The 23,656-nt window shown below is 68.5% G+C and carries 23 protein-coding genes and 1 tRNA gene; 14 read left to right on the forward strand and 10 right to left on the reverse strand.

Annotation, left to right across the window (positions count from 1 at the left end; genetic code table 11):
* The first annotated feature begins 977 nt into the window (after positions 1-977).
* Complete coding sequence (locus ACWCOV_RS12045) at positions 978-1,913, forward strand: glycosyltransferase family 2 protein (RefSeq protein ID WP_449829273.1); 936 nt, start codon at positions 978-980, stop codon at positions 1,911-1,913.
* A 10-nt stretch (positions 1,914-1,923) separates the two neighbouring features.
* Here the strand turns inward: ACWCOV_RS12045 and ACWCOV_RS12050 are convergent, their stop codons facing one another.
* Positions 1,924-2,757 carry a hypothetical protein gene (locus tag ACWCOV_RS12050; protein WP_449829274.1) on the reverse strand — a complete coding sequence of 278 codons (834 nt, stop codon included), beginning with the start codon at positions 2,755-2,757 and terminating at the stop codon, positions 1,924-1,926.
* Positions 2,758-2,993: 236 nt separating this feature from the next.
* On the opposite strand from ACWCOV_RS12050, the gene ACWCOV_RS12055 reads away from it, so the two are divergent.
* From ACWCOV_RS12055 to ACWCOV_RS12100, 10 genes are all read left to right on the forward strand, one after another.
* Positions 2,994-3,242 carry a DUF6284 family protein gene (locus tag ACWCOV_RS12055; protein WP_449829275.1) on the forward strand — a complete coding sequence of 83 codons (249 nt, stop codon included), beginning with the start codon at positions 2,994-2,996 and terminating at the stop codon, positions 3,240-3,242.
* On the forward strand, positions 3,239-3,484 hold the full coding sequence (locus ACWCOV_RS12060) for a hypothetical protein (RefSeq protein ID WP_449829276.1): 246 nt from the start codon (positions 3,239-3,241) through the stop codon (positions 3,482-3,484). Before ACWCOV_RS12055 ends, ACWCOV_RS12060 begins: the two co-directional genes overlap by 4 nt.
* Positions 3,481-4,299, forward strand: coding sequence for an ABC transporter permease (locus ACWCOV_RS12065; protein ID WP_449829277.1), 819 nt, complete (start codon positions 3,481-3,483; stop codon positions 4,297-4,299). The genes ACWCOV_RS12060 and ACWCOV_RS12065 overlap by 4 nt, the downstream gene beginning before the upstream one ends.
* Positions 4,299-6,506, forward strand: a complete 2,208-nt coding sequence (locus ACWCOV_RS12070) for a cell division protein FtsK (protein ID WP_449829278.1) — start codon at positions 4,299-4,301, stop codon at positions 6,504-6,506. The genes ACWCOV_RS12065 and ACWCOV_RS12070 overlap by 1 nt, the downstream gene beginning before the upstream one ends.
* A gap of 280 nt (positions 6,507-6,786) precedes the next feature.
* A complete protein-coding gene (locus ACWCOV_RS12075) occupies positions 6,787-7,032 on the forward strand; it encodes a hypothetical protein (RefSeq protein ID WP_449829279.1) in 246 nt (81 codons plus the stop codon).
* 163 nt (positions 7,033-7,195) lie between these two features.
* A complete protein-coding gene (locus ACWCOV_RS12080; RefSeq protein WP_449829280.1) occupies positions 7,196-7,549 on the forward strand; it encodes an RRQRL motif-containing zinc-binding protein in 354 nt (117 codons plus the stop codon).
* A gap of 508 nt (positions 7,550-8,057) precedes the next feature.
* Entirely contained in the window at positions 8,058-8,924 is an 867-nt protein-coding gene (locus ACWCOV_RS12085) for a bifunctional DNA primase/polymerase (RefSeq protein WP_449829281.1), read from the forward strand.
* Positions 8,924-10,276, forward strand: a complete 1,353-nt coding sequence (locus tag ACWCOV_RS12090; protein ID WP_449829282.1) for a DUF3631 domain-containing protein — start codon at positions 8,924-8,926, stop codon at positions 10,274-10,276. The genes ACWCOV_RS12085 and ACWCOV_RS12090 overlap by 1 nt, the downstream gene beginning before the upstream one ends.
* 38 nt (positions 10,277-10,314) lie before the next feature.
* A complete protein-coding gene (locus ACWCOV_RS12095) occupies positions 10,315-10,551 on the forward strand; it encodes an excisionase family DNA-binding protein (protein ID WP_449829283.1) in 237 nt (78 codons plus the stop codon).
* Positions 10,551-11,693 (forward strand): tyrosine-type recombinase/integrase, encoded by a 1,143-nt coding sequence (locus ACWCOV_RS12100; RefSeq protein ID WP_449829284.1) that lies wholly within the window; start codon positions 10,551-10,553, stop codon positions 11,691-11,693. Before ACWCOV_RS12095 ends, ACWCOV_RS12100 begins: the two co-directional genes overlap by 1 nt.
* An 82-nt stretch (positions 11,694-11,775) precedes the next feature.
* Here ACWCOV_RS12100 and ACWCOV_RS12105 read toward each other — a convergent pair.
* A tRNA-Gly gene (locus tag ACWCOV_RS12105) sits at positions 11,776-11,846 on the reverse strand.
* 387 nt (positions 11,847-12,233) lie between these two features.
* Between ACWCOV_RS12105 and ACWCOV_RS12110 the strand changes: the two genes are divergently transcribed.
* Together ACWCOV_RS12110 and dcd are read left to right on the forward strand one after the other, a co-directional pair.
* The gene (locus ACWCOV_RS12110; RefSeq protein ID WP_449829285.1) at positions 12,234-12,677 is read left to right on the forward strand and encodes a MarR family winged helix-turn-helix transcriptional regulator; all 444 of its coding nucleotides are present in this window, start codon (positions 12,234-12,236) and stop codon (positions 12,675-12,677) included.
* A gap of 245 nt (positions 12,678-12,922) precedes the next feature.
* Complete coding sequence (gene dcd, locus ACWCOV_RS12115; RefSeq protein ID WP_449829286.1) at positions 12,923-13,498, forward strand: dCTP deaminase; 576 nt, start codon at positions 12,923-12,925, stop codon at positions 13,496-13,498.
* Between the two features lie 67 nt (positions 13,499-13,565).
* Here the strand turns inward: dcd and ACWCOV_RS12120 are convergent, their stop codons facing one another.
* The 4 genes from ACWCOV_RS12120 to ACWCOV_RS12135 all read right to left on the reverse strand — a co-directional run bounded on the left by ACWCOV_RS12120 (position 13,566) and on the right by ACWCOV_RS12135 (position 17,149).
* Complete coding sequence (locus tag ACWCOV_RS12120; protein WP_449829287.1) at positions 13,566-15,068, reverse strand: hypothetical protein; 1,503 nt, start codon at positions 15,066-15,068, stop codon at positions 13,566-13,568.
* A gap of 185 nt (positions 15,069-15,253) precedes the next feature.
* The gene (locus ACWCOV_RS12125) at positions 15,254-15,469 is read right to left on the reverse strand and encodes a hypothetical protein (protein ID WP_449829288.1); all 216 of its coding nucleotides are present in this window, start codon (positions 15,467-15,469) and stop codon (positions 15,254-15,256) included.
* A 112-nt stretch (positions 15,470-15,581) separates the two neighbouring features.
* Positions 15,582-16,409 carry a DUF4097 family beta strand repeat-containing protein gene (locus tag ACWCOV_RS12130; RefSeq protein ID WP_449829289.1) on the reverse strand — a complete coding sequence of 276 codons (828 nt, stop codon included), beginning with the start codon at positions 16,407-16,409 and terminating at the stop codon, positions 15,582-15,584.
* Positions 16,406-17,149 (reverse strand): Arc family DNA-binding protein, encoded by a 744-nt coding sequence (locus ACWCOV_RS12135; protein ID WP_449829290.1) that lies wholly within the window; start codon positions 17,147-17,149, stop codon positions 16,406-16,408. The genes ACWCOV_RS12130 and ACWCOV_RS12135 overlap by 4 nt, the downstream gene beginning before the upstream one ends.
* 100 nt (positions 17,150-17,249) lie before the next feature.
* Between ACWCOV_RS12135 and ACWCOV_RS12140 the strand changes: the two genes are divergently transcribed.
* Positions 17,250-18,044 carry an SDR family NAD(P)-dependent oxidoreductase gene (locus tag ACWCOV_RS12140; protein WP_449829291.1) on the forward strand — a complete coding sequence of 265 codons (795 nt, stop codon included), beginning with the start codon at positions 17,250-17,252 and terminating at the stop codon, positions 18,042-18,044.
* On the opposite strand, the gene ACWCOV_RS12145 is transcribed toward ACWCOV_RS12140, so the two are convergent.
* The 4 genes from ACWCOV_RS12145 to ACWCOV_RS12160 all read right to left on the reverse strand — a co-directional run bounded on the left by ACWCOV_RS12145 (position 18,041) and on the right by ACWCOV_RS12160 (position 23,627).
* Positions 18,041-18,895: a galactose-binding domain-containing protein gene (locus tag ACWCOV_RS12145; protein WP_449829292.1), complete on the reverse strand. Its 855-nt coding sequence runs from the start codon at positions 18,893-18,895 to the stop codon at positions 18,041-18,043. The genes ACWCOV_RS12140 and ACWCOV_RS12145 overlap by 4 nt on opposite strands.
* A 10-nt stretch (positions 18,896-18,905) precedes the next feature.
* Positions 18,906-20,471, reverse strand: a complete 1,566-nt coding sequence (locus tag ACWCOV_RS12150; protein ID WP_449829293.1) for an alkaline phosphatase D family protein — start codon at positions 20,469-20,471, stop codon at positions 18,906-18,908.
* Positions 20,472-20,590: 119 nt separating this feature from the next.
* On the reverse strand, positions 20,591-21,382 hold the full coding sequence (locus tag ACWCOV_RS12155; protein ID WP_449829294.1) for a hypothetical protein: 792 nt from the start codon (positions 21,380-21,382) through the stop codon (positions 20,591-20,593).
* 88 nt (positions 21,383-21,470) lie between these two features.
* On the reverse strand, positions 21,471-23,627 hold the full coding sequence (locus ACWCOV_RS12160; RefSeq protein WP_449829295.1) for a (Fe-S)-binding protein: 2,157 nt from the start codon (positions 23,625-23,627) through the stop codon (positions 21,471-21,473).
* Positions 23,628-23,656: the final 29 nt, after the last annotated feature.

The raw sequence follows: 23,656 nt of genomic DNA on the forward strand, positions 1-23,656 counted from the left end.
ATGACCGTTGTTGACCGAGGCTGCGCGCCCGTCGCCATCCAATCGGGCACGGATCGGGCACGGGCAGAACATCTCCGAGGTCACCCGACGGAGTCGCTCTGCGGCTCCGGAGCTCGGCCGCGTCACGCTCGCATGTTGGAGCAGGTGCAGTACGCGTTGCTGACCCACACCAAGTTCCGGACGACACGCCCACCGCGCCGAACTTCTCGGATTTTGTCGCTGACTTCTGGCGAACGGTAGGTAATGCAGCAAGACGCAGAATGACGCAACATAACGCAACCCAACGCAGAATAGCGGTTTGTTGAGTCAGTGGCTTGTCGCTGTAGGTGACCACACTCAGCGACGCGGTGAAAGGCTGCCGTCTACTGCTCCACCGCTTTGTCTAGTTCCGTCGGTAGGCTCTTGCTGCTGGTTGTAGAGCGAAACTCATTGAGCTCACCAGCCGACAGGAAGGAGTCACCATATGGCCGCGCCAACTGGTCGGCACCCACCCCCGGGCGGCAAGCGGAAACGCAAGGCCCGGAAGAAACGGAAGAACCGAACCTATCTGCTCCAACGGTTGGCCCTGGCGGCGCAGATTGGCTCGGTCCTCGCAACCTTCATCAGGTTGTTCCGCAACTTGCTGTGACAAGGCCACGGGGCCTGCTCTCGTTTGCTGCGGGAGTGGGCCCCTTGGTCCGTCGGGTCCAAGTTAACAACCCTCTCACCCTCACATTAACCGAGATGAGCCCGACTGGCACGGATTGAACCCATATGAGCCGTCCTGATCTGCTTGCCGGTGGCCCGCCGTGCCAGAACTCTTCAGCGGTACCGGAACCCGCCTTGACCAGCAGCCCGCCGAGGACGAATGGCCGGCCGTTGGCTGAACGCCTCGAGTTGCGCGGCGGTCACAGCCGCGCGCTCACCCGGATCCCATCTCGGTGATAAGAGTCAGGTCGTAGGCTGAGTTCGGCAGCGCAACCGAGTTGAGGAGCGGCGTGGCACAGGTTTCGGTCGTGGTTCCCACGATGGGTAGATCCGATTTGCGCGGAGTGCTGGACGCGCTAGCGGGTCAGGAACGGCCGCCGTCGTTCGAAGTCATCGTCTGTGTCGATGGCGCGAGTGAGCCCGACTTTGCCGGTGCGGCATCGCATCCGCAGTGCTCCAGGCTGGTCCTCGTGCAGCTCGGGACGTCGCAAGGCGTGAGTGTTGCTCGGAATCGCGCTGTGGAGCAGGCGAGTGGTGAGCTCATCGGTTTCCTCGATGACGACACTGTGCCCAAGGCGGACTGGCTGCGGAGGCTAGCGGCCGACCTGTCTGGTGACGATGCTGCGGTCGCGGGCCGCATCTCCGAGGATGCGGGCACTGCCGTCTTGAGTCGGCTCCGTTCGAGCGCCTTTGCGTATCGGCATGTTCACAACACTGCTCGCGCTGGGGAACGCCCGGTGCGCGTTGACTACGTGAACGGTGGCAACTGCGGGTTCCGGGCTGAGGTCTTCCGGGAGCTCGGTGGGTTCGATCCGGCGTTTCGGAAGTCGCAGGATCGGGACCTTGCGCGGCGGCTGGTCTTGGCTGGACACACGATCGTTTACGACCCGGAGCTGGTGATCACGCACGCCGGCCACTACACGGTCAAGGGCTTCTGGCGCGGCCGGTTCCGCGCGGGTCGGGCCGCTCAGACGATGAAGCGACTCAGCGGTGATGTGTCCGTCGGACCAACTCGCATGCGAACGACGTACGGCGGTGGTCTGCTCGAGCTCACCCGGACGCATGGCGTCCGGCTGGCAATCGCTGCGGTGGTGTCGCTGATCGCCCACCGCGCTGGATGGATCACAGGCTTGTGGTTTGGTCCCGAGGACAACGGCAAAGGGCCGGGTCCGATGGACCCGGCCCCGCCGACCGTGCGCCAGATTGAGCTTCCCGTCAGGGGCTGAGCTCGAGCTGTCAGGCCGGGTGTTTGTAGACCGGCGAGACTCTATAGGCCCTGGTGACCTCCATCGTTTCTGGGTCGAACTCGCTCTCGATGAGAACGCTGAAACGCTTGTCGCGGACCTCGCCGTACAGCTCAGCCAGCGCGGTTTCGAGGTAGGTGACGCCGCCCTGAGTCCCTGTTGGGTGAATGCCGGCAGAGACCAGGAACGTGCCCTTGCCGTCCGGCCTCGGTAGACGCGCGAGGTAGGCGAGATCACGGTTTTCGCCGCTGGCACGGGGCGAGAAGTGGCGTTCGCCGGTCTGGGTATCGAGCACCGACCAGACGTCGCTTTCGTCTACTTCGAACCGGAAGGCAGGGTCGCCCTCCTGCATCTGCGCGACCATCGGGAACAGGCGGGGGCCACCGAGAACGAAGAGGTTGTCTCGGTTCAGGTTGGCCAGACCGGGCGGTGGGACCGCCTCCATCGTGGCGCTCAAGGAGTAGGCCGCGGCCAAGGCGTGTAGACGGCTGTAGGCGGTCACGGTCTCCGTGGCAATCACCGGACGGCCCTGCCCCTCTTCCTTCTTCTGGCCGACGATGACGATCAGGTCGTCGTCGCCGAAGAAGGCCCGCTCAGGCGCCGGGCCAGAGGTGGCGAGCTGGCCGATTCGACCCCGGGACAATCCAATGCCGTCCGCTATCTGGGTTTGGCTGTAGCCCTGCTTCTTCAGTTCCTCCAGTGTCTCGCGACGAATGCGGGACAACTCGGTTACCGAGGCCTGGTAATCGCGCAGTAGGCCGGTGGCCCGCTTACCTCTGTCGAAGAGGTCCGGGATCTCGCGGACCTTGCGTACTTCCTCCTGCATGTCACTCCTCAGTCCGGGTGCTTAGGTGGCTTGCACCTGAGCTTACTGCTTAGGGGGCTTGCGGTCGAGCCAGGGAAGGGCTTATGGTCTCTGCCATGCCCCCTAAGCAACTGGGAGTAGTGACCCCTAAGCAGGCTGTCATTCGCATTCCTGCTGACGTAAGTGACGCCCCGGCGGTGGCCGCCGCCGAGGCGTCTGGGTCGCCCCAGTCCCTTCACGAACAGGAGCAGAACCCAATGAGCATCATCCGCTTTCAGGCTGCCGACAGCGAGGGGCCGACCCTCGCCGAGTTGGCCGCGATCGAGACCGAATGGCCGCTGGTTGCGGCCGAGCTGGACCTTCTGGACGCGCAGATCGCGTTCATCAACGCGGGCCCGTACGCGTCGGAGCTGGAGACGCGCCGGATCCGGCGTGCGGCGCGTCGGGTCCTGGAGGTTGGCCGCGAGCTGGCCGGCCACGAGATCGCCACGGACGGTGCCGCATGAGCCGCCGCCGCACGATGACTCTGGAACAGATCTGGTCTGACCGGCTCGGGACCGAGGCCGTGAGCGACGAGCTGGCCGCGCGGTTCGAGTTTCTGTCGCGGTTTGTGCTGGGCGGGGAGATGCCCCCGGCCGGTCGGCTGGAGTCGGCGGAGGCCGCGACGGCCTACGGAGACCTGTGCGTGCTGTCGCGATTTCTGACCGACGCCCGCCGCACGCTGACCCGCGAGGGGGTGGAGTGGTGAGCACGCCGCTGCGCACGACCTACCCGGTTCCGGTGGAGGACCTGATCCCGGCCGCCCGCAAGCTCGCTGACGACCTGGGTTCGGTGCCGTCGCGGAACCGGATCATGAAGGAGTTCCGGATCGGCGCGGACAAGGCCCGCTCGCTTCTGGACGCCCTGACCGAGCCGACGCCCGAGCCCGCTGAAGCACCGGCTGAGCCGCACCTGCACTCGGTCCCGAGTCCGGACACGGCGGACCACGGCGGCATGGACGACATGACCCCGGCGCCGGAGGAGGGGGCATCTCCGCAGGTCACACCGCACACAGACCCGGTTCCGACCGCCGAGGTCGCGCAGGCTGACGTGGCTCGCGCGGCCGAGGCCGAGGAGGACAAGCCGATCGCGTCGTGGCCGGTGTGGCTGCTGGCGCTGCCCGCGTTTGTCGCGGTCTGGTCCGGCTGGGTCGGGCTCGGTGAGATGACCGGGTTCGGGGTGGTTCACCCGCTGCCCGGTATCGCGGACGGCTTCACGCTCAACACCGCGATCACGCTGCCGATCGGGGTCGAGACCTACGCCGCGTTCGCGCTGCACGTCTGGCTGTCCGGGCGACGGGTGGCGGCCCACGCTCGCCGGTTCGCGATGGTCTCCGCCCTGTCCGCGCTCGGTCTGGGCGCGCTGGGTCAGGTCGCCTATCACCTGCTGGACGCGGCCGGGGTCACGGTCGCTCCGTGGCCGATCACTACCGCCGTTGCCTGTCTGCCTGTCGCTGTGCTCGGCATGGGCGCTGCGCTGGCCCACCTGATCCACACCCGCCCCACCACGAACGGGGAGAACTGATGACTGAGCCGATGAACAGCCAGCTGGCGCACGACCTCGCACAGCCGATCGACCTGGAGGCGCGCCGCGCCCGCCGCGACGACTCCACTCCTGACGCTGGTGCCGGCGCGTTGGTGCCGGTGCCGGTCGACGCCGCTGAGGTCGAGCGGATGGACACCGCCTACGAGATCGCGCTGGATGAGGAGACCGCGACTGGCAAGGTGCTGGTGCCGGTGGACACGCCGGGTCTGTCGGTGCCGGTCTTGGACGGCGCGCGGCTGCCGATCATCCCGACCCACCTGCGCCCGGAGAACCTGCAGGCGACGATCACCCGCGCGCTAGCTCGAGCTGGCCACGTCGGCGCGTACCACGCTGTGCGCTCGCCGTGGTACGCGACCAAGCTCGGTTGGTTCGCGACCCGGGGTCTGTCGCGGCTGGTGGGCAACCAGTTGCGGTGGTGGTGGGTGCCGAACTCGGTCGCGCTGGAGCAGAAGGCCGCCGACGCGGGTGAGCTGAAGGAGTGGGAGAAGATCCACCGCCAACTCAAGGCCACCCGACTGTGGCGCGGTGGCGTGCTGGCGCTGCAGAACCTGGGTCTGCTGATCGGTGCGCCGATCGCGTGGAACGCGGCCCCGGCCGCCGGTCTCGCGGCTGTGGGGGCGGCTGCGGTAGCGGGTCTGGCGCACTACGGCCGTCCGGCCGGTCAGACGCTGGTGGGTACGGCGGTGGTCGCGCCCCGGTTCCGCAAGCTCAACTCCGACATCGTGCTGCGCGCCTACTACGCCGCCGGACTCGGCCGCCCGGACCGCACGGACCAGGAGGTCCGGTTCGGGTCGCCGATGTCGCGGGACGCACGTAACACCGGGTCTCAGGTGGTCGTGGATCTCCCGTACGGCAAGGGCTGGTCCGACGTGGCCGGTGCCCGGGAGAAGATCGCCTCCGGTCTCGACGTGCACGCCAACCAGGTGTTCCTGACCCCAGACAAGACCAGCTCCCGGCGGCACACGCTGTTCGTCGCGGACCGGGATCCGCTGGCGGTTCCGGTGGGCCGCTCGAACATGCTGGACGGCAAGCCGCGCAGCGTGTGGCGGCCGGTGCGGTTCGGCAAGGACGAGCGCGACGCGCTGGTGAAGCTGCCGCTGATGTGGAGCTCGCTGCTCGTGGGTGCGCAGCCGCGCAAGGGCAAGACGTTCGCAGCGCGCCTGGTCGCCCTGCACGCCGCGCTGGACCCGTGGACGAAGCTCATCGTTGCTGACGGCAAGAACTCCCCGGACTGGCTGGGCTTCAAGAAGATCGCGCACCGGACCGTGTTCGGCACCCACCCGAACCCGAACGACGACAACCCGATCGAGCACCTGCAGGCCATCCTGGACGAGGTACTCGCCCACATCGACCGCGTGAACTCCGTGCTCACGTCGTTGCCGGTCAGTGCGTGCCCGGACGGCAAGCTCACCGAGGAGCTGGCCCGGGACCGTCGCTACCCGGATCTGCGGGTGCTGGTGATGGTGATGGAGGAGTTTCAGGTCTACTTCGAGACCGAGGACCAGGCGGTCAACAAGGAGATCGCGGCCAAGCTGTCCCGGATCCAAGCCGTAGGCCCGTCGGCCGGCGTGGTAATCGTGTCCAGCTCGCAGAAGCCGTCCGGTGTCGGCGCGGGTGACGTGGGCCGGTTGTTCAACCGGTACCGCGACAACCACTCCCACCGGTTCGCGCTCAAGTGCGGCAACCGGATCGTGTCCGAGGCCGTGCTCGGTGGCGACGCCTACGCCGAAGGGTTCGACGCCAGCTCGCTCCCGGTCGGGGACGAGTACCGGGGCGTGGGCTACCTGTACGGGGTCACCGACGCCACCCCCACCGTGCGGACGTTCCTCGCGGATGCGGCCGACGCGGACAAGATCCTCACCGCCGCCCGCAAGCACCGCGAGCAGCTCGGCACCCTGACCGGCGAAGCAGCCGGTGAGGAGCTGGAGCGCGCCACCCGCGACGTGCTGGCCGACGTGCTGACCGTGATCGGGCCGGACAGCTCGGCGCACTGGGACACCATCGCCGGACGACTCGCGGGCCAGATGCCCGAGCAGTACGACGGCACCACCCCCGAGGCGATCTCCGCGCAGGCCCGCGCGCTGGGCGTCCCGAGCGTGAACGTGAAGCGCGACGGCGTGGTCCGCAAGGGCGTCAAGACCGACGACCTGCGCGCCGCGATGGCCCGCCGCGACACCACAACCTGATCTACAGAGCGTAATCACAACAGGCAGGGTGCGGGACGGCTGAAGTAGCGGCCACCACGCTACCGGTAGCGGCTGCGCTACCCGTCCCGCTACCCCGCAACCCATACCTGACCAGGTCGTTCACTCGCGCGTAGCGAGTAGCGGCCCCCGCTCCGCACGCCCAAAAACAGGCCCTCGGAGGCATCCCGTGTCCACTCACGCCGCTACCGCTATCCCCACCGCCGCTACCCACGGTAGCGCCCTCACCGCCGCCGCACAGACGGCTGGCCAGGTCGCCACGGTGGCACTCATCGTGACCATCGCCGTCGCCCTGTACCTGCTGAGCTGCCTGATCTGGCCGTTCGGCAAGTGCCGCCGCTGCCAGGGCGAAGGCAAGTTCAAGTCCCCGTTCGGCCGCGCCTACCGGCACTGCGGCAAGTGCCAAGGCTCCGGGCTGCGGATCCGGCTCGGCCGCCACGTCATCAACCACCTGCGGGCCGTTCGAGGCGCGGGCGAGAACACGACCACCGGCAAGGGCAAGCGCTGATGCCCGCGCCGATCGACCGCGCCAGCTTGCACCCGGCCGCGTCGCGCTGGATCGAGCTGTGGAACGGCCAACAGGCTTTGGGGTGGGACTACTACGGGACGCGCCGGTGTTTCGGTTCCGGTGGGCACCCGCAGGTCTCGCCACTCGCCGCCAGCTCCGCGCCATGCGCATGTGTCCCGGCGGACAGGAGCCGTACGCGCTGCTGGTGTGGCGAGGCGGCAAACGCTGGGCGTGGCTGTACCGGCTCGACCTCGCTAGGCCGTCCCGCACCGCGTCACCCGCGCAGCTCAACGCCCTGGACAAGGCGATGGAAGCCCGCCGGACCTGCCAGCAATGCGGACGCATCGAGATGTACTGCATTCCCACCTCGGACGGCCGCTGCAACGACTGCATGACAGCACCCCGAGCACCCATCTCCTGGCCTTCCCCTCCCGGGGCCAGGAGACAGGGCCGATGTGGCACACCTGCGGCCGTCCCTACCTGCCGACGCGGCTTGACCGGCTCTGCAACTGGATGACCAGTCGCCACGGAGAGCGTCGGTGCGCTGACTGCTTAAGCACCGACGCCTGGCGACTGAGGCTCCTGCAGTAACACCGGCCGCTTACGACGGACTGTACGCCCTATATCCGCCACCGCATACCCATGACCGACGCTGGAGAGGCATCGCCCGTGAACGACCTGCTTGCCGCCGCCCTGGGCCGGGCCAACTTCTACCCGGCCGCGTCCCGTCACTCGCTCAGCTCAGCGCCCTGGACAAGGCCATGCGAGCCCGCCGCACCTGCCAGCAGCGTGGGACGTCGAGACCTACTGCATTCCACGTCAGACGCGGCCAATGCCCGCCCCGCATCGGCGCTGCCAACGACGCGCACGCCGCCTGATCCACCCACCAACGACAGACCGGCCTCCGCCCGGGGGGGTGAGGGCGAAGACCGGCTGTGGAGGGCCACTGAATGACTTACCAAGACCGTAATCCAGCCTCGCTCGAGTTTTCGACCATGACTTTCAGCGCAAGGAGGAACCAACCGATGAACGACCTCCTGAGTGCCGCCTTGGACGCCGCCGAACGCGGCTGGCCGGTGTTCATGCTCGGCCGCTCCAAGCGGCCGGTCGCCAACTGCCCCGACTGCCCAAAAGACGCCCACGACCCGGCGAGCTGCCGACACCTGACCTGCCACGGGTTCTACGCCGCCAGCACCGACCCGGCCCGGGTCGCCGCGATCATCGCGGCCGTACCGGGCGGGCAGCTCGCCGTCCGCACCGGCGCGAGCTCCGAGCTGCTGGTGGTCGACGTCGACCCCGCGCACGGCGGCGACGCCAACCTGTCCGAGCTGATGAGGAGCGAGCTGGTGCCGCGCACGCTGTGGGTCCGCTCCGGATCCGGTGGCGTGCACCTGTACTACCGCCACCCCGGCCACGAGATGCAGTCGCGGCCGATGCCCGAGCGGGCCGGGATCGACATCAAGGCCGACGGCGGATACGTCGTCTTGCCGCCGTCGATCCACCACCGCACTCGCCAGCCGTACCGGTGGGGGACGGGTCCGGCCGAACCGGTGGAGATGCCCCCCGCGCTCGTGACGGCGTGCCTGCCACCACCGGAACCCGAGGCCACGTGCGCCGGCCAAATCACCACCACCGAGGCGGGGGGCATCTCCCACCCGGACCGGCTGCTCACCGCGCACCTGAACGCCGTCCGGCACGCCCCCGAAGGACGCCGCCGAACCACGCTCTACGGCGCCGCCCGAGGCGTAGCGCGGATGGTCGCGGCCGGTGCGATCAAGCACGCCGACGCCATCGCCGCACTGACCGACGTGGGGCAGCAAGTCGAGCAAACCGCCCGCGACATCAGGGCCGCCATCGCTGGTGGCTTCCGTGACGAAGGGATCGCAGCCTGATGACCACCCCGACTGACACCGCACCCGAGCTGGTCGACGGTGCCGAGCTGCTGGACGAAGTGGCCGCGACCATCACGCGCTACGTCGTGCTGCCCAGCGAGGCCGCGCTGACTGCGGTGGTGCTGTGGATCGCCGCCACCCACGCGGTCCCGGCCTGGAACTGCGCGCCCCGGCTGGTGATCCGGGCACCGGAGAAGCGGTGCGGGAAGTCGCGGCTGCTGGACATGGCCGACGGCATGGTGCACCGGCCGCTGATGACCACCAACGCCTCCCCGTCGGCGGTTTACCGGTCCATCGGCATGGCACCGTCTGATCCGCCCACGCTGCTGATCGATGAGGCCGACACGATCTTTGGCCCGAAGGCGGGCGACAACGAAGACCTGCGCGGCCTGCTCAACGCCGGACACCAGCGGGGCCGCCCGACGCTGCGGTACGACGCCGGTAGCCGCAACGTGGAGCGGATCGAGACGTTCGCCATGGCCGCACTCGCCGGGATCGGGACCATGCCCGACACGATCGAGGATCGGGCCGCCGTGATCCGGATGCGCCGCCGCGCGGCCGGTGAGACCGTCCAGCCCTACCGGGTGCGCCGGGACGGTCCGGTGCTGGCCGACCTGCGCGACCGGCTCCACGCGTGGGTCACGGCGCACCTGGACGAGCTGACCAACGCGGCCCCGGCGATGCCGTTGGAAGACCGCGCGGCCGACACCTGGGAACCTCTGATCGCTCTGGCCGATCTGGCCGGTGGTCGCTGGCCGGCCGACGCCCGTCAGGCCGCGCTGTTGCTGCTGGCCGAGCTGCAGGACTCCACCGAGGTATCCCAGTCGGTGCGGCTGCTGATCGACTGCCGGACCGCGTTCGGGGAGGCCCTCGCGCTGCCGTCGACCGTGATCGTGCAGCGGCTGCGGGCAGACGACGAGTCGCCCTGGCAGGAGGCCCCTGCTCCCGGTGGCCTCACGGTGCGGCGGTTGGCTGCGCTGCTGCGCGAGTACGACATCACTCCCAAGAATCGGCGCTGGCAAGACGGCACCCAGTCCAAGGGGTACGCCCGCGACGACTTCGCCGACGCCTGGTCAAGGTACTGCCCCGAACCGGCCGAAAACGGCTCTGAGGCGGGAACCGTCACGAACCGTCCCAACCGTCCCATCGCAGGTCACGCCGGGGACGGATCGGTCCCGTGGGACGGATCGAACCGTCCCAACGATCCATCCGTCCCCGCTCTGACCTGGGCAGGGACGGTTGGGACGGTTGGGACGGATCACCCCCACAAACTCCAACACGCCACCTGCATCCGTTGCCGACAGCCCCTGTCCCACGACGACGGAACCCGGACCCACCCCCATTGCGCATGACCCCGACTGACAGCTCCAACACCCTCAAGGAGACGACGTTGACCACCCCGACGAGTGACACCGACCGGCTGCTCGACGTAGAGGAGGCAGCGGTCATGCTCGGCACCTTCAAGACCAGCGGAGTCCGATTCCCGCGTCGTCTGATCTCCGAGCGCCGAATCCGATTCGTGCGCGTCGGCCGCATGGTGCGCATCCCAGAGTCTGCGATCCGCGAGCTGATCGAACAGAACACCGTCGAACCCATTCGCGTAGCTGTCGAAAGGAACGCCGCCTGATGGCGAAGAGACGATTTGGTCGTGTCCGCAAGCTGCCGTCCGGCCGGTTCCAGGCGCGGTACCCCGGCCCTGATGGAATCGACCGGCCTGCCCCGAACACATTCGCGAGCAAGACGGACGCTGCGCGCTGGCTGACGCTGAAGGAAGCCGAGCTGGCCCGGGATGAGTGGATCGATCCGGCTGCAGGTGAGGTACCGCTGGGGGACTATGCACAGAAGTGGATCCGCGAGCGCCCCGGCCTCCGGTCCAAGACGCTGGTTCTGTACGGCGGCCTGCTGCGGAACCACATCGCCCCCACGCTGGGTGCCAAGCCGCTCACTGAACTCAGTGCGCCGATGCTGCGCGGCTGGAGGCAATCTCTGCTCGATGGCGGCCTGGGTCCCGTGACAGCGGCCAAGGCGTACCGCCTGCTGCGATCGATTCTCTCGACGGCAGTCGAGGACCGACTGATCAAGACCAACCCGTGCTACATCAAAGGAGCTGCTGTGGAGCGCAGTCCGGAACGACCGGTGCTGACCGTTGCCGAGGTCTACAAGCTGGCCAATGCGATGAACCCGAGATTCCGCGCCCTGATCCTGGTAGCAGCCTTGGGCAGCCTCCGCTGGGGCGAGCTGGCAGCGCTGCAGCGGCGACACGTCGACCTGGTCAGCGGAGTGGTCCGGATCCGACAGGCCGCAGTCGAGCTGCCCACCGGCGAGTTGCAGATCAGCCCGCCCAAGACAGCCGCCGGCCGCCGAACCGTGTACCTCCCGGAGATCGTCATGCAGGACCTGCGGGTGCACTTCGACATCTACGTCAAACGGACGCCTGAAGCATTCGTTTTCACCGGAGCCAAGGGAGCACAGTTGCGTCGGTCAACGTTCCAGCGGAACTGGCGGAAGGGACTCACGGGAGCAGGACTGACCGGCCGCGTCCACTTCCACGACCTGCGGCACACCGGCAACACCTGGGCAGCCGAGTCCGGCGCGACCCTCCGGGAGCTGATGGACCGCATGGGTCACGCCAGCAGCAGGGCAGCGCTCATCTACCTCCACACCAGCGACCGACGGCACCAGGGGGTCGCCCAGGCGATGTCAGAACTTGTCGAAGAAGGTTTGCGAGACGACCCGGGCGACGGTCTCCCGGTGGCATCGGGCACGTAACGGGCACGCGGCCGGTATCGGGTCACTGAGATGACAAAACCCCAGGTCAGAAACTTGCCTCTGACCTGGGGTTTTGTTCTAGAGCGGGTGACGGGAATCGAACCCGCACTGTCAGCTTGGGAAGCTGATGTTCTGCCATTGAACTACACCCGCATGCCGGTGGGACCGGCAGGCGGAGACGAGCATAGCTGATGGGTGGGGTCCGGGCCACGCTGGGTCCGGCGCGCCGCGGTCAGGTCGGCCGCCTGGTGGCGATCCGGTGGCGGTCCGGTGGTTCGTGGGGGTCGGGGCCGCGGTCGGTGGGTGGCGTCGCCGTACCTGAGAACTGATGCCGAATGCATCGAAAATGCGCTGCCGGGCGGTTTGCGGGATGGGTTCCTGGGCAGTTTTCCACAAAGGGCACGCCCAGGACTGGGCAGGTCCGGCATCTTCTGGCAGATTAGAACGCGTTGCCGGGGGCAACATTTCGACGCAACGTGAGGATGCGGTCCGCACCGGGACCGGACAAGATGGTTGCGGGGCAACTGGATGAAGGGGTGAATGGTGGCAACAGACACGAGTGACGCGCTGGACAACCTGGAGAAGGAGCTCGTCACGTTGGGACGGCGGCTGCGTGGTCTGCAGCGGAGGCTGTCCGACGACGCGCACCCGGACCTGGAGCCGGCGCAGTACGCGTTGCTGAACCACGTCGAGGAGCTGGCGCCGGTTCGGATGGCCGACCTGGTGGCTGCGCTCGAGGTGGACAAGGGCCCGGTCAGCCGGGCTTGCGCGCGACTGGAGGAAGAGGGTCTGCTGAAGCGTGCGGCCGACAAGTCGGACGCCCGGGCGACGCTGCTGACGCTGACCGCGGCCGGCAAGCGCAAGCTCGCGGCGGCCCGGAAGAAGCGGCACAAGGTGATCGAGGACCTGCTCAAGGACTGGTCGCCGGCACAGGTGAAGACGTTCGCGACCCAGGTGTCGCGCTTCAACAAGCTGTCCGGCTGAGCGGTCGCTGCCGAGGTACTTTGGTTGCCTCAGGCCCCGAGATGGGGGATGCGGGAAGGCCCGGAGGAGTGGTGACGCCGGGGAGCTGAGGGCTCCGGACAGCCGCCACCGGGCACCGCGATCCGATCGTGGGCCGGTTGAAAGCTACGAAATTTCCGGGGTGGTCGCCAGTCGGCGGCCACACCTGGGCCAGAATCCGAGGGCTGGCGCTGGGCTGAGGGCTGGGGCGCTGCTAACGTGCGGTCGTGCTGCTCTCCGACCGCGACATCTTGGCCGAGCTCGACGGGAAACGGGTTCAGCTGGACCCGTTCGACGCTGCGATGGTGCAGCCGTCGAGTGTCGACGTCCGCCTGGACCGGTTCTTCCGGGTGTTCGAGAACCACAAGTACCCGCACATCGACCCGGCCGAGGAACAGCCCGACCTGACCCGGATGGTCGAGCCGGAGGGGGACGAGCCGTTCATCCTGCACCCCGGTGAGTTCGTGCTGGGGTCGACGTACGAGCTGGTGACGCTGCCCGACGACGTGGCGGCGCGGCTGGAGGGCAAGTCCTCGCTGGGCCGGCTCGGGCTGCTCACCCACTCCACCGCCGGGTTCATCGACCCCGGGTTCTCCGGGCACGTGACGCTGGAGCTGTCGAACGTGGCGACGCTGCCGATCAAGCTCTGGCCCGGGATGAAGATCGGTCAGCTGTGCTTCTTCCGGCTGTCCTCCCCGGCCGAGCACCCGTACGGCTCGGCGAAGTACGGCTCCCGCTACCAGGGCCAGCGCGGGCCGACCCCTTCCCGCTCCTTCAAGAACTTCCACCGCACGGACATCTAGGCCCTGTCCGGCGGACAACGCGAAAGGCCCCGGTCACCGACCGGGGCCTTCGACGTCGGCCGAGTGATCAGGCCGTGGGCGCCAATGCGATCAGGACGGCGATGTAACTGCTCTGCCCGGTGCTCGTCAGGTACGCGCCGCCGTACTGGCTGACGGCGTCCGGCGACTGCGGCTTGCCGGTGTACAGCGACATGTCGGACCCGTTGGCGCTGCCCGGGTCCGCGCCCTGCGAACTGGGGTTGCCGGTCGGCGTGGAGCCCTCGCTCGGCGACGAACCGTCCGTCGGGGTCGTGCCGTCCGTCGGAGTCGGCGCGTTGGTCTTCACGTCCTCACCGGTGACAGCGTCCATCAGCACCGGCTGGGCCTCGGTCTGCGCGTAGACGATGCCGTGGAAGGCCGCGGTGACCTCGGGGATGACCCGGCTCGCCGAGTCGCTGGTGTAACCCCAGGTCTTCTTACCGGTCGTGTCGTCCAGGCCGAGGATCTCGAGCTTCTTGTTGTTGTCCGAACCGGTGCAGACCGCTGCGTTGGCCTTGTCGCCGAAGCACTTGAAGCTCATCGAGTCCTCGGTGTACGCCGCCTTCTGCGGTACGACGGCGCCGGTTGCGATGTCGACCGAGTAGAGGACGTTGTCGTAGACGTCCTCCAGCGTGCCCTTCTTCGACGACACGTAGGAGTTGCCGGCCAGGTAGGCGCGCTTGGTGCCGTTGCCGACCGGCCACAGGTAGTTCTGCTTGGTCGGGAACTGCTTGGTGATCTTGCCGGTGGCGCCGTCCGCGAGCACGATCGTGCCGTCGGCCGCCCCCTCCTGGTTGCGGCCTTTCGCGCCGGCGACCACGCCGTTCAGTACGCCGGCCGCCGAGACGAACGGGATCACGGACGACTTCTGCGTCTTCGGGTCGGCGTAGACGGTGAAGGTGCCGGCCTTCTTGGCGGCTGCCTCGGAACCCGGGGAGACACCGATCGCGACCTGCCCGGTCGCGGCGTCGTACGCCTGGCTGACCACGTCGTCGCCACCCTCACCGGGGCCGAGGAGAGGGGTGAGGTCGACCGCCACCTCGGCGACCTTCTTGCCGTCGGTCGCGTCGAGCCACTGGACCAGGACCTGGCCCTTGGCCTTCTGGGTGCCGTTGCCCTTGTCCTTCTGGACGTAGCCGATCGCGACGACGTCCTTGCCGTCGACCTGAACGCCCATCGGGGTGGTCAGGTCGAGGGTCTCGGTGGTGCTCGCCTCCGCCGACGGGACCGTCCACTGCTCGCCCTGGGCGGCGATGTTGCGGCCGGTGACGCCGGTCAGCCCGGCGAGCAGCGAGGTCTGGCCGACCATGCCGGCCGACAAGGTGAAGTCGTTGTCCTTGGGAGTGCGCTCGACGCCGAAAGCAGAGACGGGGACGAAGGCCTTGGGCGGGTCGAAGGACGGGACCTTGGGGGTGGACGGCGTACTCGCCGGAGTCTCGCCGCCGTCTCCGGACTTGGCGTCGGTCTTGTCGTCGCTCCCGCCGCACGCGGTCAGCAGGATGAGGGTGGTGGCGGCGGTGGCGACTGCTTTGGCGGCCGTCGGACGCAGCATCGTTGGTTTACTCCCCAGGTCGACCGAGAATGATCGACTGAACGCTAGCAGTGCCCGCGGTTCGCCTCGGCAACTTATCCACAGCCCTTGCAGCAACCTGCAGACCTACCTACCAGAACCGGGTCGGCCAAGGAGACCTAGTCGTTGCAGCAAGTGCCAGAGGGCGGCGGAGTTGGCCGGTGGTGTCATCGGACGACCGACAATCCGGGCCGGTGGGTCCGTGGCTGCGGCTCGAGGCGGTCGGCCAGGCGGCGCAGTACGGCGGCCAGCTCGTGCCGCGGACCGCTGACCCGGCCGGCCTTCGCGGCCGCTCGCAGTTCGTTGCGCCGGGCCCGCAGCTCGGCGGTGTGGATCCGGTCCTCGACCCGGTAACGCGCGACCTCTTGGTACTCGGTGAACATCGTCCCTCTCCCCTCACGTCGTCCCCGTACGCGGTTTCGGCAGTGCTTCACCCAGGTCCCGCCGGACCCCAGTGCCGGCGGAACCTCCTGGGTGTGGTTCAACAGATGTGCGTCAGGCCTTGACGACGCTGATGTCGCCGGAGACTGTGCGCGCCCGCAGCATCAGCGAGCGCTCGCCCTCGGCCGGCTGCTCGCCGGGCTCCAGGTCGCACCGGATCCGGCCGGTGACGGTCTTCAGGTCCAGGTACGCCGGGACGCCGTCGGGGACCCCGATCCGGACGTCGCCGCGCGCGGTCTCGGCCTGGACGCTCGGTCCGTCGGCGACCTCGACCGTGACGTCGCCGGAACCGGAGGTGGCGACCGAGTGGTCCCGGATCCGCTCGATGGTGATGTCACCCGAGCCGACCTTGACGGTGGTCCGCCCAGCCGCGTCGCCGACCCGGACGTCACCGGAACCGGTGCTCAGCCCGAGGGCGTCGCCGGCCTCGTCGATGTCGATCGACCCCGAGCCGGTGCCGGCCCGGACCGCGCCCACGGCGTGCCCGATTCGAACGTCACCGCTGCCGGTGCTGACGCCGAGATCGCCCTCGACCCGGTCGAGCGTGATGTTGCCGGAGCCGGTGCCCAGCCGGGCGGTGCCCAGTGGCATCCGGGAGGCGATGCTGCCGGAACCGGTCTTGACCCGGGCGTCGAGAGTCGCCGGGGTGGCGATCCGGACGTGGATCTCGGGGCCGCGGCGGACGTCGCGCGGTCCCTCGACGATCAGCTCGCCGTCGCGAACCTCGAAGACGACGTCGTTCTCGTCGCCGTCGCTGACCTCCAGGTCGACGGTCGTCTGGTCGCCGTCGGCCGGCCGGATGTCGACCAGGCCGGAGCCGATCTCGATCCGGACCCGGTCGATCTTGCTCGCGTCCTCGGTCAGTTGCGATGTGAAGCTCACTGGACCCACCCCGTCATCCGCTGGCCCGGCCCGCGACGCCCGCGGTCCCGGTCTCGTCGGCCACGGTCCCGATCCCGGTCCCGGCCACGCCGGCCGCGCTCGGGTCCGAAGACGCCCTCGTCGCCGAACGGGCCGTCGGGGCCGAACACACCGTCCGGTCCGAAGACGCCGTCCGGTCCGAGCGGGCCGTTCGGTCCAAGTGGGCCCTCGGGCCCGAAGAAGCCGCCGCGCGGAGCCCGCGGGGGCCGCGGCGGACGCGGGCCGCGGACACCCCGGCCCCGGTCGCTCAGCGCGGTCATCACGGTGCGCATCAGCCACGCGTTCGAGGAGATGCCCTCGGCGGCGGCGGCCTCGTCCACCTTGTTCTTCACCGACATCGGCAGCCGCAGCGTGATCCGCGCGGTCGGCTCGTCCGCGTCCGGCGCGATCGCCTCGGCGGGCTCGTCGGTCTCTTCCTCGTCGATGTCGTCGTGGTCGTCGGGTCCGGTCAGCTGGCTCGGGGCCGGCGTGACGACGAACTCGGGACGGCCGCCGGCCATCCGGAGCTCGACGGAACCGGGGGACAGCTCACGGCTGATCTCCCCGGCGGCGTCGGACAGGGCTGAGATGAGGGCCAGCCGGCCCGCGTCATCCAGCGTGGCTCCGAGGCGCTGCGCCACGGAGCGAGTCTGATCGTCGGCCAGAGCGGTGGCGTTCTCCACGCTCCGCCGGACCGATTCGAGATAGTGGTCGAGTTCCATGACTGCAACTATGACGTCATAGTGACGTCACTGTCAACCCATTCTGATGTCATGACGCCGCCACGGCAGAATGGAGGACAGTCGACGACAGGGAGAGAGCGTGTCCAGAGGGGTACTCGTCACAGGTGCGTCCAGGGGTGTCGGAGCCGCGGTCGCGAGGGTGTTCGCGCAGGCCGGCGACCGGGTCGTGGTGCACTGCCGCGGAGCGGTCGACCGGGCCGAGGAGGTGCGCGCCGGACTGCCCGGAGACGGTCACGCGGTGATCGCGGCCGACCTCGGTGATGCGGCCGCAATCCCTGCCCTGGTTGAGGAATCGGCGGCTGTGCTCGGCCGGATCGACGTACTTGTGAACAATGCCGCACTGTTCGTCGACGAGCCGGTCTCGGGGTCCCGGCGGATCGGGCATCCGCTGGCCGAGGCGTCGTACGACGAGTGGGTGTCGGCATGGCGCCGTACGCTCGCGGTGAATCTGGAAGGGGCGGCGCACGTGACCTGGTGCGTGGCCCGGCAGATGCTGGACAAGGATCCGGCTGACGGCGTACGGCGGGGCGCGATCGTCAACGTGGGGTCGCGAGGGGCCTACCGCGGCGAGCCTGACGTGCCCGCGTACGGCGCCTCCAAGGCCGGACTGCACTCGCTTGGGCAGTCCTTGGCGGTGTCGCTGGCACCACATGACATCACGGTGACGTCAATCGCGCCCGGATTCATCGCCACCGACATGGCTGATTCCGTTCTCAGCGGCCCCGGCGGTGACGCGATCCGGGCGCAGAGCCCGTTCAACCGCACCGCCACCGCCGAGGAGGTCGCCGACGCCGTCTACTGGCTGGCGTCGCCCAAGGCCGGTTGGTCGAGTGGCGCCGTCCTGGACTTCAACGGCGCCTCCTACCTGCACTAAGAGCCGTACACCTCGAGCTCGACGATGCGGGAGTAGGTGTTGCCATTCCCGGCCAGGCAGAGGATACGGACTGCGGTGGCTTGGGTCGGGGCGAAGGTCGACGTGACGTGGCCGGCCGTGTTCCCGCGGACCTGGGCCACGGTCTGCCAGTCGCCGGTGCCATTGCGGACCTGGACGTCCCAGTCGCGGAGGCCGTTGGCCGGAGCTGGGTACTTCACCGAGTCGAGGGTGTAGAGCTCGACGCGGTTGATCGTGCTCGGCTCGGCCAGGGCGACGTCGTACGTGTCTGGGAAGGCCGCGCGGGTGCCGTCGTTCCAGCCGGTCAGGGTGTCCCAGTGCTCGGAGTCGCTGTCGCCGTCGACCGCGCCGCAGAGGGCGAAGTTGCCGTGCGTCGACGAGGCGGACGCCTGCTCGCCGAGGGCGAGATTGTCGCCGGGGCCCTTGGGTGGCAGCGGATTCACCGTCACCGGGACGGTCAGCTCGGACCGGTCGACCTCGAGGTCGAGGGAGTACTGCCCGGGCTGCGTGTCCCGCGGGACCCGCACCTCGACCGGCGCGCTGACCGGCTGGTCGGGGTCGATCGCAGGCAGCCAGGACGAGAACACTTCCCGCGAGAGCTGCAGCGGACCGCTCGGGTCCAAGGTCAGGTCGGCGTACCTGGCCTCGCTGCCGGTGTTGGTCATCGTGAGGTTGAGCGTGCCCGGGAAGCAGGGCAGGCCCACGACGCTCAGCTGCTGCGGAGCGACGGAGATCTGTACGTCGGTGCGGGGTGTGCCACCGGTCGTCGAGGCGACCACACCCGTCGCGACCGCGGCGCCGAGGGCGAGCGCCGACTGCCATCGAATCGTCATCGGTCTCTCCTCAGAGGGTCTGGATTCCCGGGCGCCCGTCCTCGACGAGGAGCCGGGTGCGGGTGCTGACGGCGCCGTTCGGGACGCTGACCTTGTCGACCACGCGGTAGTCGGAGATCCACCGCTGCGGCGTGATGCTGCAGCTCACGTAACCGCGCTGGAAGTTGCCGAACTTGATGTGCGGGTTCTCCTTGAGCAGCGTCGCGCCGCCCGGATCGAGGTCCATCCCGTCGATACCGGACGTGATCGACGTGCCGACGAACTCGGTGCCGACGGTCGGCGAGTCCGGGTTGCCGAAGTCGATCTTGAGGTCGGAGGCGACACTGCGGTGCAGGTCGCCGGCGATCGAGACCAGGTTGCGGACGTTGCGCTGGACGGCTCCGCCGAGCACCCGGTCGCGGGACGCCTCGTACCCGTCCCAGGTGTCCATCGGGACCAGCACGTCGGGACCTTCCTTGGTGTCCAGCCGGGCGATCGCGGTCTGGTGCGCGAGCACGTTCCAGCGCGAGCTGGACGCGGACCAGCCGTCGAGCAGCCACTTCTCCTGCGCGTCGCCGGTGATCGTCCGCGCCGGGTCCTTCGTCTCGGGACCGGGCGCCTTGGTGCCGTCGCCGTACGCCTGGTCCGAGCGGTACTGGCGCGTGTCGAGCACGCTGAACTCGGCCAGCCGGCCGTATTTGATCCGCCGGTAGAGCTGCATGTCCGGGCCCTTCGGCAGCTGGGTCAGCCGCAGCGGCATGTGTTCCCAGTACGCGCGGAAGGCGTTGGCTCGCCGTACCAGGAACTGGGCGGGCGGCGCGCTCGGGTGCGCTTCGTCGGCCCAGTTGTCGACCACCTCGTGGTCGTCGAGCGTGACCACCCAGGGCGCGGACGCGTGCGCGGCCTGCAGGTCCGGGTCCATCTTGTAAGACGCGTACCGGACGCGGTACTCGTCCAGCGTCACGGTCTGCTGGGTCATCCAGGGCTCGTTCGAGTTCGGCCGGATGCCGCGGTCGATGCCGAACTCGTAGATGTAGTCGCCGAGGAAGAACACCACGTCGTGGTCGCGCTTGGCCATGTCGGCGTAAGCGGTGTACCAGCCTTCCCACCAGGCCTGGCAGGACGCGAACGCCAGCGACACCTCCGGGACGTACGCATCGACCGGCGGCGCGGTCCGGGTCCGGCCGACCGGGCTGAGCTTCCCGTTCACGCGGAAGCGATACCAGTAGTGCCGCCACGGGCGCAGACCGCGTACGTCGACGTGCACCGAGTGACTCGCCTCGGGCCGGGCCTGGGTCGTGCCCTGGCGGACGATCCGGTGGAACCGCTCGTCCTCGGCGACCTGCCACTCCACCTCGACCGGCCGGCGGTCCATCCCGCCGAACGGCGCGAGCGGCTCCGGGGCCAGCCGGGTCCAGATCACCACCGCGTCCGGCAACGGATCGCCGGACGCGACCCCGAGCGTGTACGGATCCCGCCGGTCGCGGCCGCCGGTCGCGCCGGCCAGCGCCTGCCCGACCTCGGGCAGGTTGCCGGTCAGCGCCAGCGCGGCGGCCGCTCCGGTGACGGTCAGGAAGTTTCGTCGAGTACTTCGCATCGGCACCAGCCCACCCGATCATTCGAGGTGATCACTTCTCCGACAGGTAAGTTGCTACCTGCCTAACGTCACGTTACGAGAAGTTCTCACAAAGGGCTGTGATTTGACCGAATCCGGCCTTACCGACGGACGATGTCCTTCGCGGCCGGCGCCTTGATGCTGACCGGCTTGCCCCAGTCGGACGCCGTCATCGTCGCGCTGGCGCCCATCAGGTTGAACGACACCTTGTACATCAGGTGGTCGGCCTGGCCCATCCAGATCGTGTAGACGATCGACTTCGGCGCCCCGGCCGGCGCCTTCTGGCCCTGGGCCTTCATCGCCGCGGCCAGGTTCACGGTGACCTCGTAGCGGTCGACCTTGCGGCGCTGGAGCGCCTCGGTCTTGATGTACTCGACCTTCGTCAGGCCGGCGTCGAACGCGTCGAAGGTCTTGGTCGGGCTCAGCTCCGCCACCATCGAGGCAACCTCGGCCGCCATCGGGTCGTCGGAGTTGGGGTCGATCTTGAGGTACTTGCCCTTCGGCAGGTCACTCGTCTGCAGGTACGCGATGTCGTTGACCAGGATCAGCTTCATCCGGCCACCGAACGCGGCGCCCTTCATGTCGATCTTCGCCTTGACCGGATTCATCGACTGCTCGCCGGTGACGGTCATCTTCTGACCCCCGGTCTCCATCGTCATCGAGACCTTCACGGTGTCCTTGCCGATCATCCCCTTCTTCATGGCCGGCATGAAGCTGGTCGAGTCGAGGTGCGCAGCCGGGACGACCTTCTGCGGCTCAGCGGTGGTGGTGGCCGGCGCCGACGCCGGTGCGGACGGCGTGTAGCCGGTCGCGGCGGGCTCGCCGCCGCAGGCAGCCAGGCCGAGGACGAGTGGCACTGTCGCGGCCGCGGACAGCGCAAAGCGGAACTTCATGGCGGTGGATTCCTCCCCAGATGATGCAGACGCCGGATCTTATGGTCTGGACCACCTGAGGAGGAAGGGGTTTTGCCGGTTCTTGCAGTCAGCTTTCGCCGCGTTTGACCGAGGTGAGGAGGAGCTGGGCGACGTCGGCGACCTCGACGGACTCGCGGGCCGAGCCGTCGGCCTGCTTGGCGGTGAGCCCGTCGGACAGCATCACCCGGCAGAACGGGCAGCCGGTGGCGATCTTGTCCGCGCCGGTCTCGACCGCCTCGGTGGTCCGGTTCAGGTTGATCCGGCTGCCGATCTTCTCCTCCATCCACATCCGGGCGCCGCCGGCGCCGCAGCAGAAGGACTTGGTCTGGTTCCGCGGCATCTCGGCGTACTCGGCGCCCGGGATGATGTCGAGCAGCTCGCGCGGGGCGTCGTACACCTGGTTGTGGCGGCCGAGGTAGCACGGGTCGTGGTAGGTGATCTTCTGGCCGTTGAGCGAGCTGTCGGCGGGGGCGACCGGGGTCAGCTTGCCGTCGCGGACCAGACGGTTCAGCAGCTGGGTGTGGTGGATGACGTCGAGCTCGACGCCGAGCTGGGAGTACTCGTTCTTCAGCGTGTTGAAGCAGTGCGCGCAGGTGGAGACGACCTTGCGGACGTTGGTCTCCTTGAAGACCTCGGCGTTCTGCATCGCCAGCTGCTGGAAGACGAACTCGTTGCCGGACCGCCGGGCCGGGTCGCCGGTGCAGGTCTCGCCGTCACCCAGTACGGCGAAGCTGACGCCGGCGATGTTGAGCAGCTCGGCCACCGCCTGCGTGGTCTTCTTGGCACGGTCCTCGAAGGCGCCGGCGCAGCCGACCCAGAACAGGTACTCGACCTCGTCCAGCGACTCGACGTCCGCGCCGACCTGCTTGACCTCGAACGGCAGGTCCTTGGCCCAGTCCATCCGGCCGGACGGGTTCATGTTCCACGGGTTGCCCTTGTTCTCCAGGCCCTTGAACAGCCCGTTGAGCTCGGACGGGAACGAGGACTCGATCAGCACCTGGTAGCGCCGCATGTCCATGATCGCGTCGACGTGCTCGATGTCGACCGGGCACTGCTGCACGCAGGCGCCGCACGACGTGCACGCCCACAGGGCTTCCTCGTCGATCACCGCGACGTCGGCCGGGCCGACCAGCGGCTTGTCCTGCTCGGCGAGCACCAGCTCGGGCAGCGACTTGCGGGTGTCGTCGTCACTGGCGAGCAGGTACGGCGCCTTGGCGTACGCGTGCTCGCGCAGGTTCATCATCACCAGCTTGGGCGACAACGGCTTCTCGGTGTTCCAGGCCGGGCACTGCGACTGGCAGCGGCCGCACTCGGTGCAGGTGGTGAAGTCGAGCAGGCCCTTCCAGGTGAAGTCCTCGACCTTGCCGACCCCGAGGGCGGCGTCCTCGTCCAGCTCGTCGATGTTCTCGAAGTCGATCGGCGCGCCGTTGACCATGATCGGCTGCAGGGCGCCGAGCGCCGTACCGCCGTCGGCCTCGCGCTTGAACCAGATGTTCGGCCAGGCGGTGAACCGGTGCCAGGCCACACCCATGGTCGCGTTCAGCGAGATGGTGATCATCCAGGCGAACGAGATCAGGATCTTGACCATCGCGACCAGGTAGACCGCGTTCTCCAGCCCCTGCTCGCTCAGGCCGCCGAACAGGGTCTCCCCGATGAAGAACGTGCCCGGGAAGTGGAACTTGTCGCCGGCGCCGAGCTGGTACTCGAGGCCGCGGAGCAGCAGGATGCAGACCAGCACGCCGAGGATCGTGTACTCGACGTAGTACGCCTGCCAGGCGCGGGAGCCGAAGAACCGGCTGTACCGGGCCAGGTGGCCCTTCGGCAGGTTGAGCAGCCGGATCACGATCAGCCCGATGATCGACACCAGGCCGGTCCAGGTCAGGAACTCGGTGACCCACTCGAACACGAACCAGTGCCCGATGATCGGCAGCGCGTAGTGCGCGTCGAAGAGCTGGCCGAACGCCGTCACCAGGCTGAGGAACAGCCCGATGAACCCGAACGCGACGAACCAGTGCAGGATGCCGATGTGGCTCCACTGCAGCATCCGGGTGTGGCCCAGCGTCTCCTTGGCCAGCGTGACGGTACGCTGCCCCGGGTTGCCGGTCCGGCCCGAGGTGGGCTGGCCGAGCCTGATGACGGACACCATGTGCCCGATCGTCTTGCCGAACAACGCGACGCCGACAGCGGTGATCGCGAGCGAGACGACGATGGCGAGGATCTGCATACCAGCGATGTTATTGGTTGGTTACTCGT

It is taken from the genome of Kribbella sp. NPDC002412, assembly GCF_053592935.1.

Coding starts and splice junctions, on each gene's coding strand:
- ACWCOV_RS12050 (WP_449829274.1), bottom strand. CDS start 2,757: ATGCAGGAGGAAGTACGCAAGGTCCGCGAGATCCCGGACCTCTTCGAC.
- ACWCOV_RS12055 (WP_449829275.1), top strand. CDS start 2,994: ATGAGCATCATCCGCTTTCAGGCTGCCGACAGCGAGGGGCCGACCCTC.
- ACWCOV_RS12060 (WP_449829276.1), top strand. CDS start 3,239: ATGAGCCGCCGCCGCACGATGACTCTGGAACAGATCTGGTCTGACCGG.
- ACWCOV_RS12070 (WP_449829278.1), top strand. CDS start 4,299: ATGACTGAGCCGATGAACAGCCAGCTGGCGCACGACCTCGCACAGCCG.
- ACWCOV_RS12080 (WP_449829280.1), top strand. CDS start 7,196: ATGCGCATGTGTCCCGGCGGACAGGAGCCGTACGCGCTGCTGGTGTGG.
- ACWCOV_RS12085 (WP_449829281.1), top strand. CDS start 8,058: ATGAACGACCTCCTGAGTGCCGCCTTGGACGCCGCCGAACGCGGCTGG.
- ACWCOV_RS12090 (WP_449829282.1), top strand. CDS start 8,924: ATGACCACCCCGACTGACACCGCACCCGAGCTGGTCGACGGTGCCGAG.
- ACWCOV_RS12100 (WP_449829284.1), top strand. CDS start 10,551: ATGGCGAAGAGACGATTTGGTCGTGTCCGCAAGCTGCCGTCCGGCCGG.
- ACWCOV_RS12110 (WP_449829285.1), top strand. CDS start 12,234: ATGGTGGCAACAGACACGAGTGACGCGCTGGACAACCTGGAGAAGGAG.
- ACWCOV_RS12120 (WP_449829287.1), bottom strand. CDS start 15,068: ATGCTGCGTCCGACGGCCGCCAAAGCAGTCGCCACCGCCGCCACCACC.
- ACWCOV_RS12125 (WP_449829288.1), bottom strand. CDS start 15,469: ATGTTCACCGAGTACCAAGAGGTCGCGCGTTACCGGGTCGAGGACCGG.
- ACWCOV_RS12135 (WP_449829290.1), bottom strand. CDS start 17,149: ATGGAACTCGACCACTATCTCGAATCGGTCCGGCGGAGCGTGGAGAAC.
- ACWCOV_RS12145 (WP_449829292.1), bottom strand. CDS start 18,895: ATGACGATTCGATGGCAGTCGGCGCTCGCCCTCGGCGCCGCGGTCGCG.
- ACWCOV_RS12150 (WP_449829293.1), bottom strand. CDS start 20,471: ATGCGAAGTACTCGACGAAACTTCCTGACCGTCACCGGAGCGGCCGCC.
- ACWCOV_RS12155 (WP_449829294.1), bottom strand. CDS start 21,382: ATGAAGTTCCGCTTTGCGCTGTCCGCGGCCGCGACAGTGCCACTCGTC.
- ACWCOV_RS12160 (WP_449829295.1), bottom strand. CDS start 23,627: ATGCAGATCCTCGCCATCGTCGTCTCGCTCGCGATCACCGCTGTCGGC.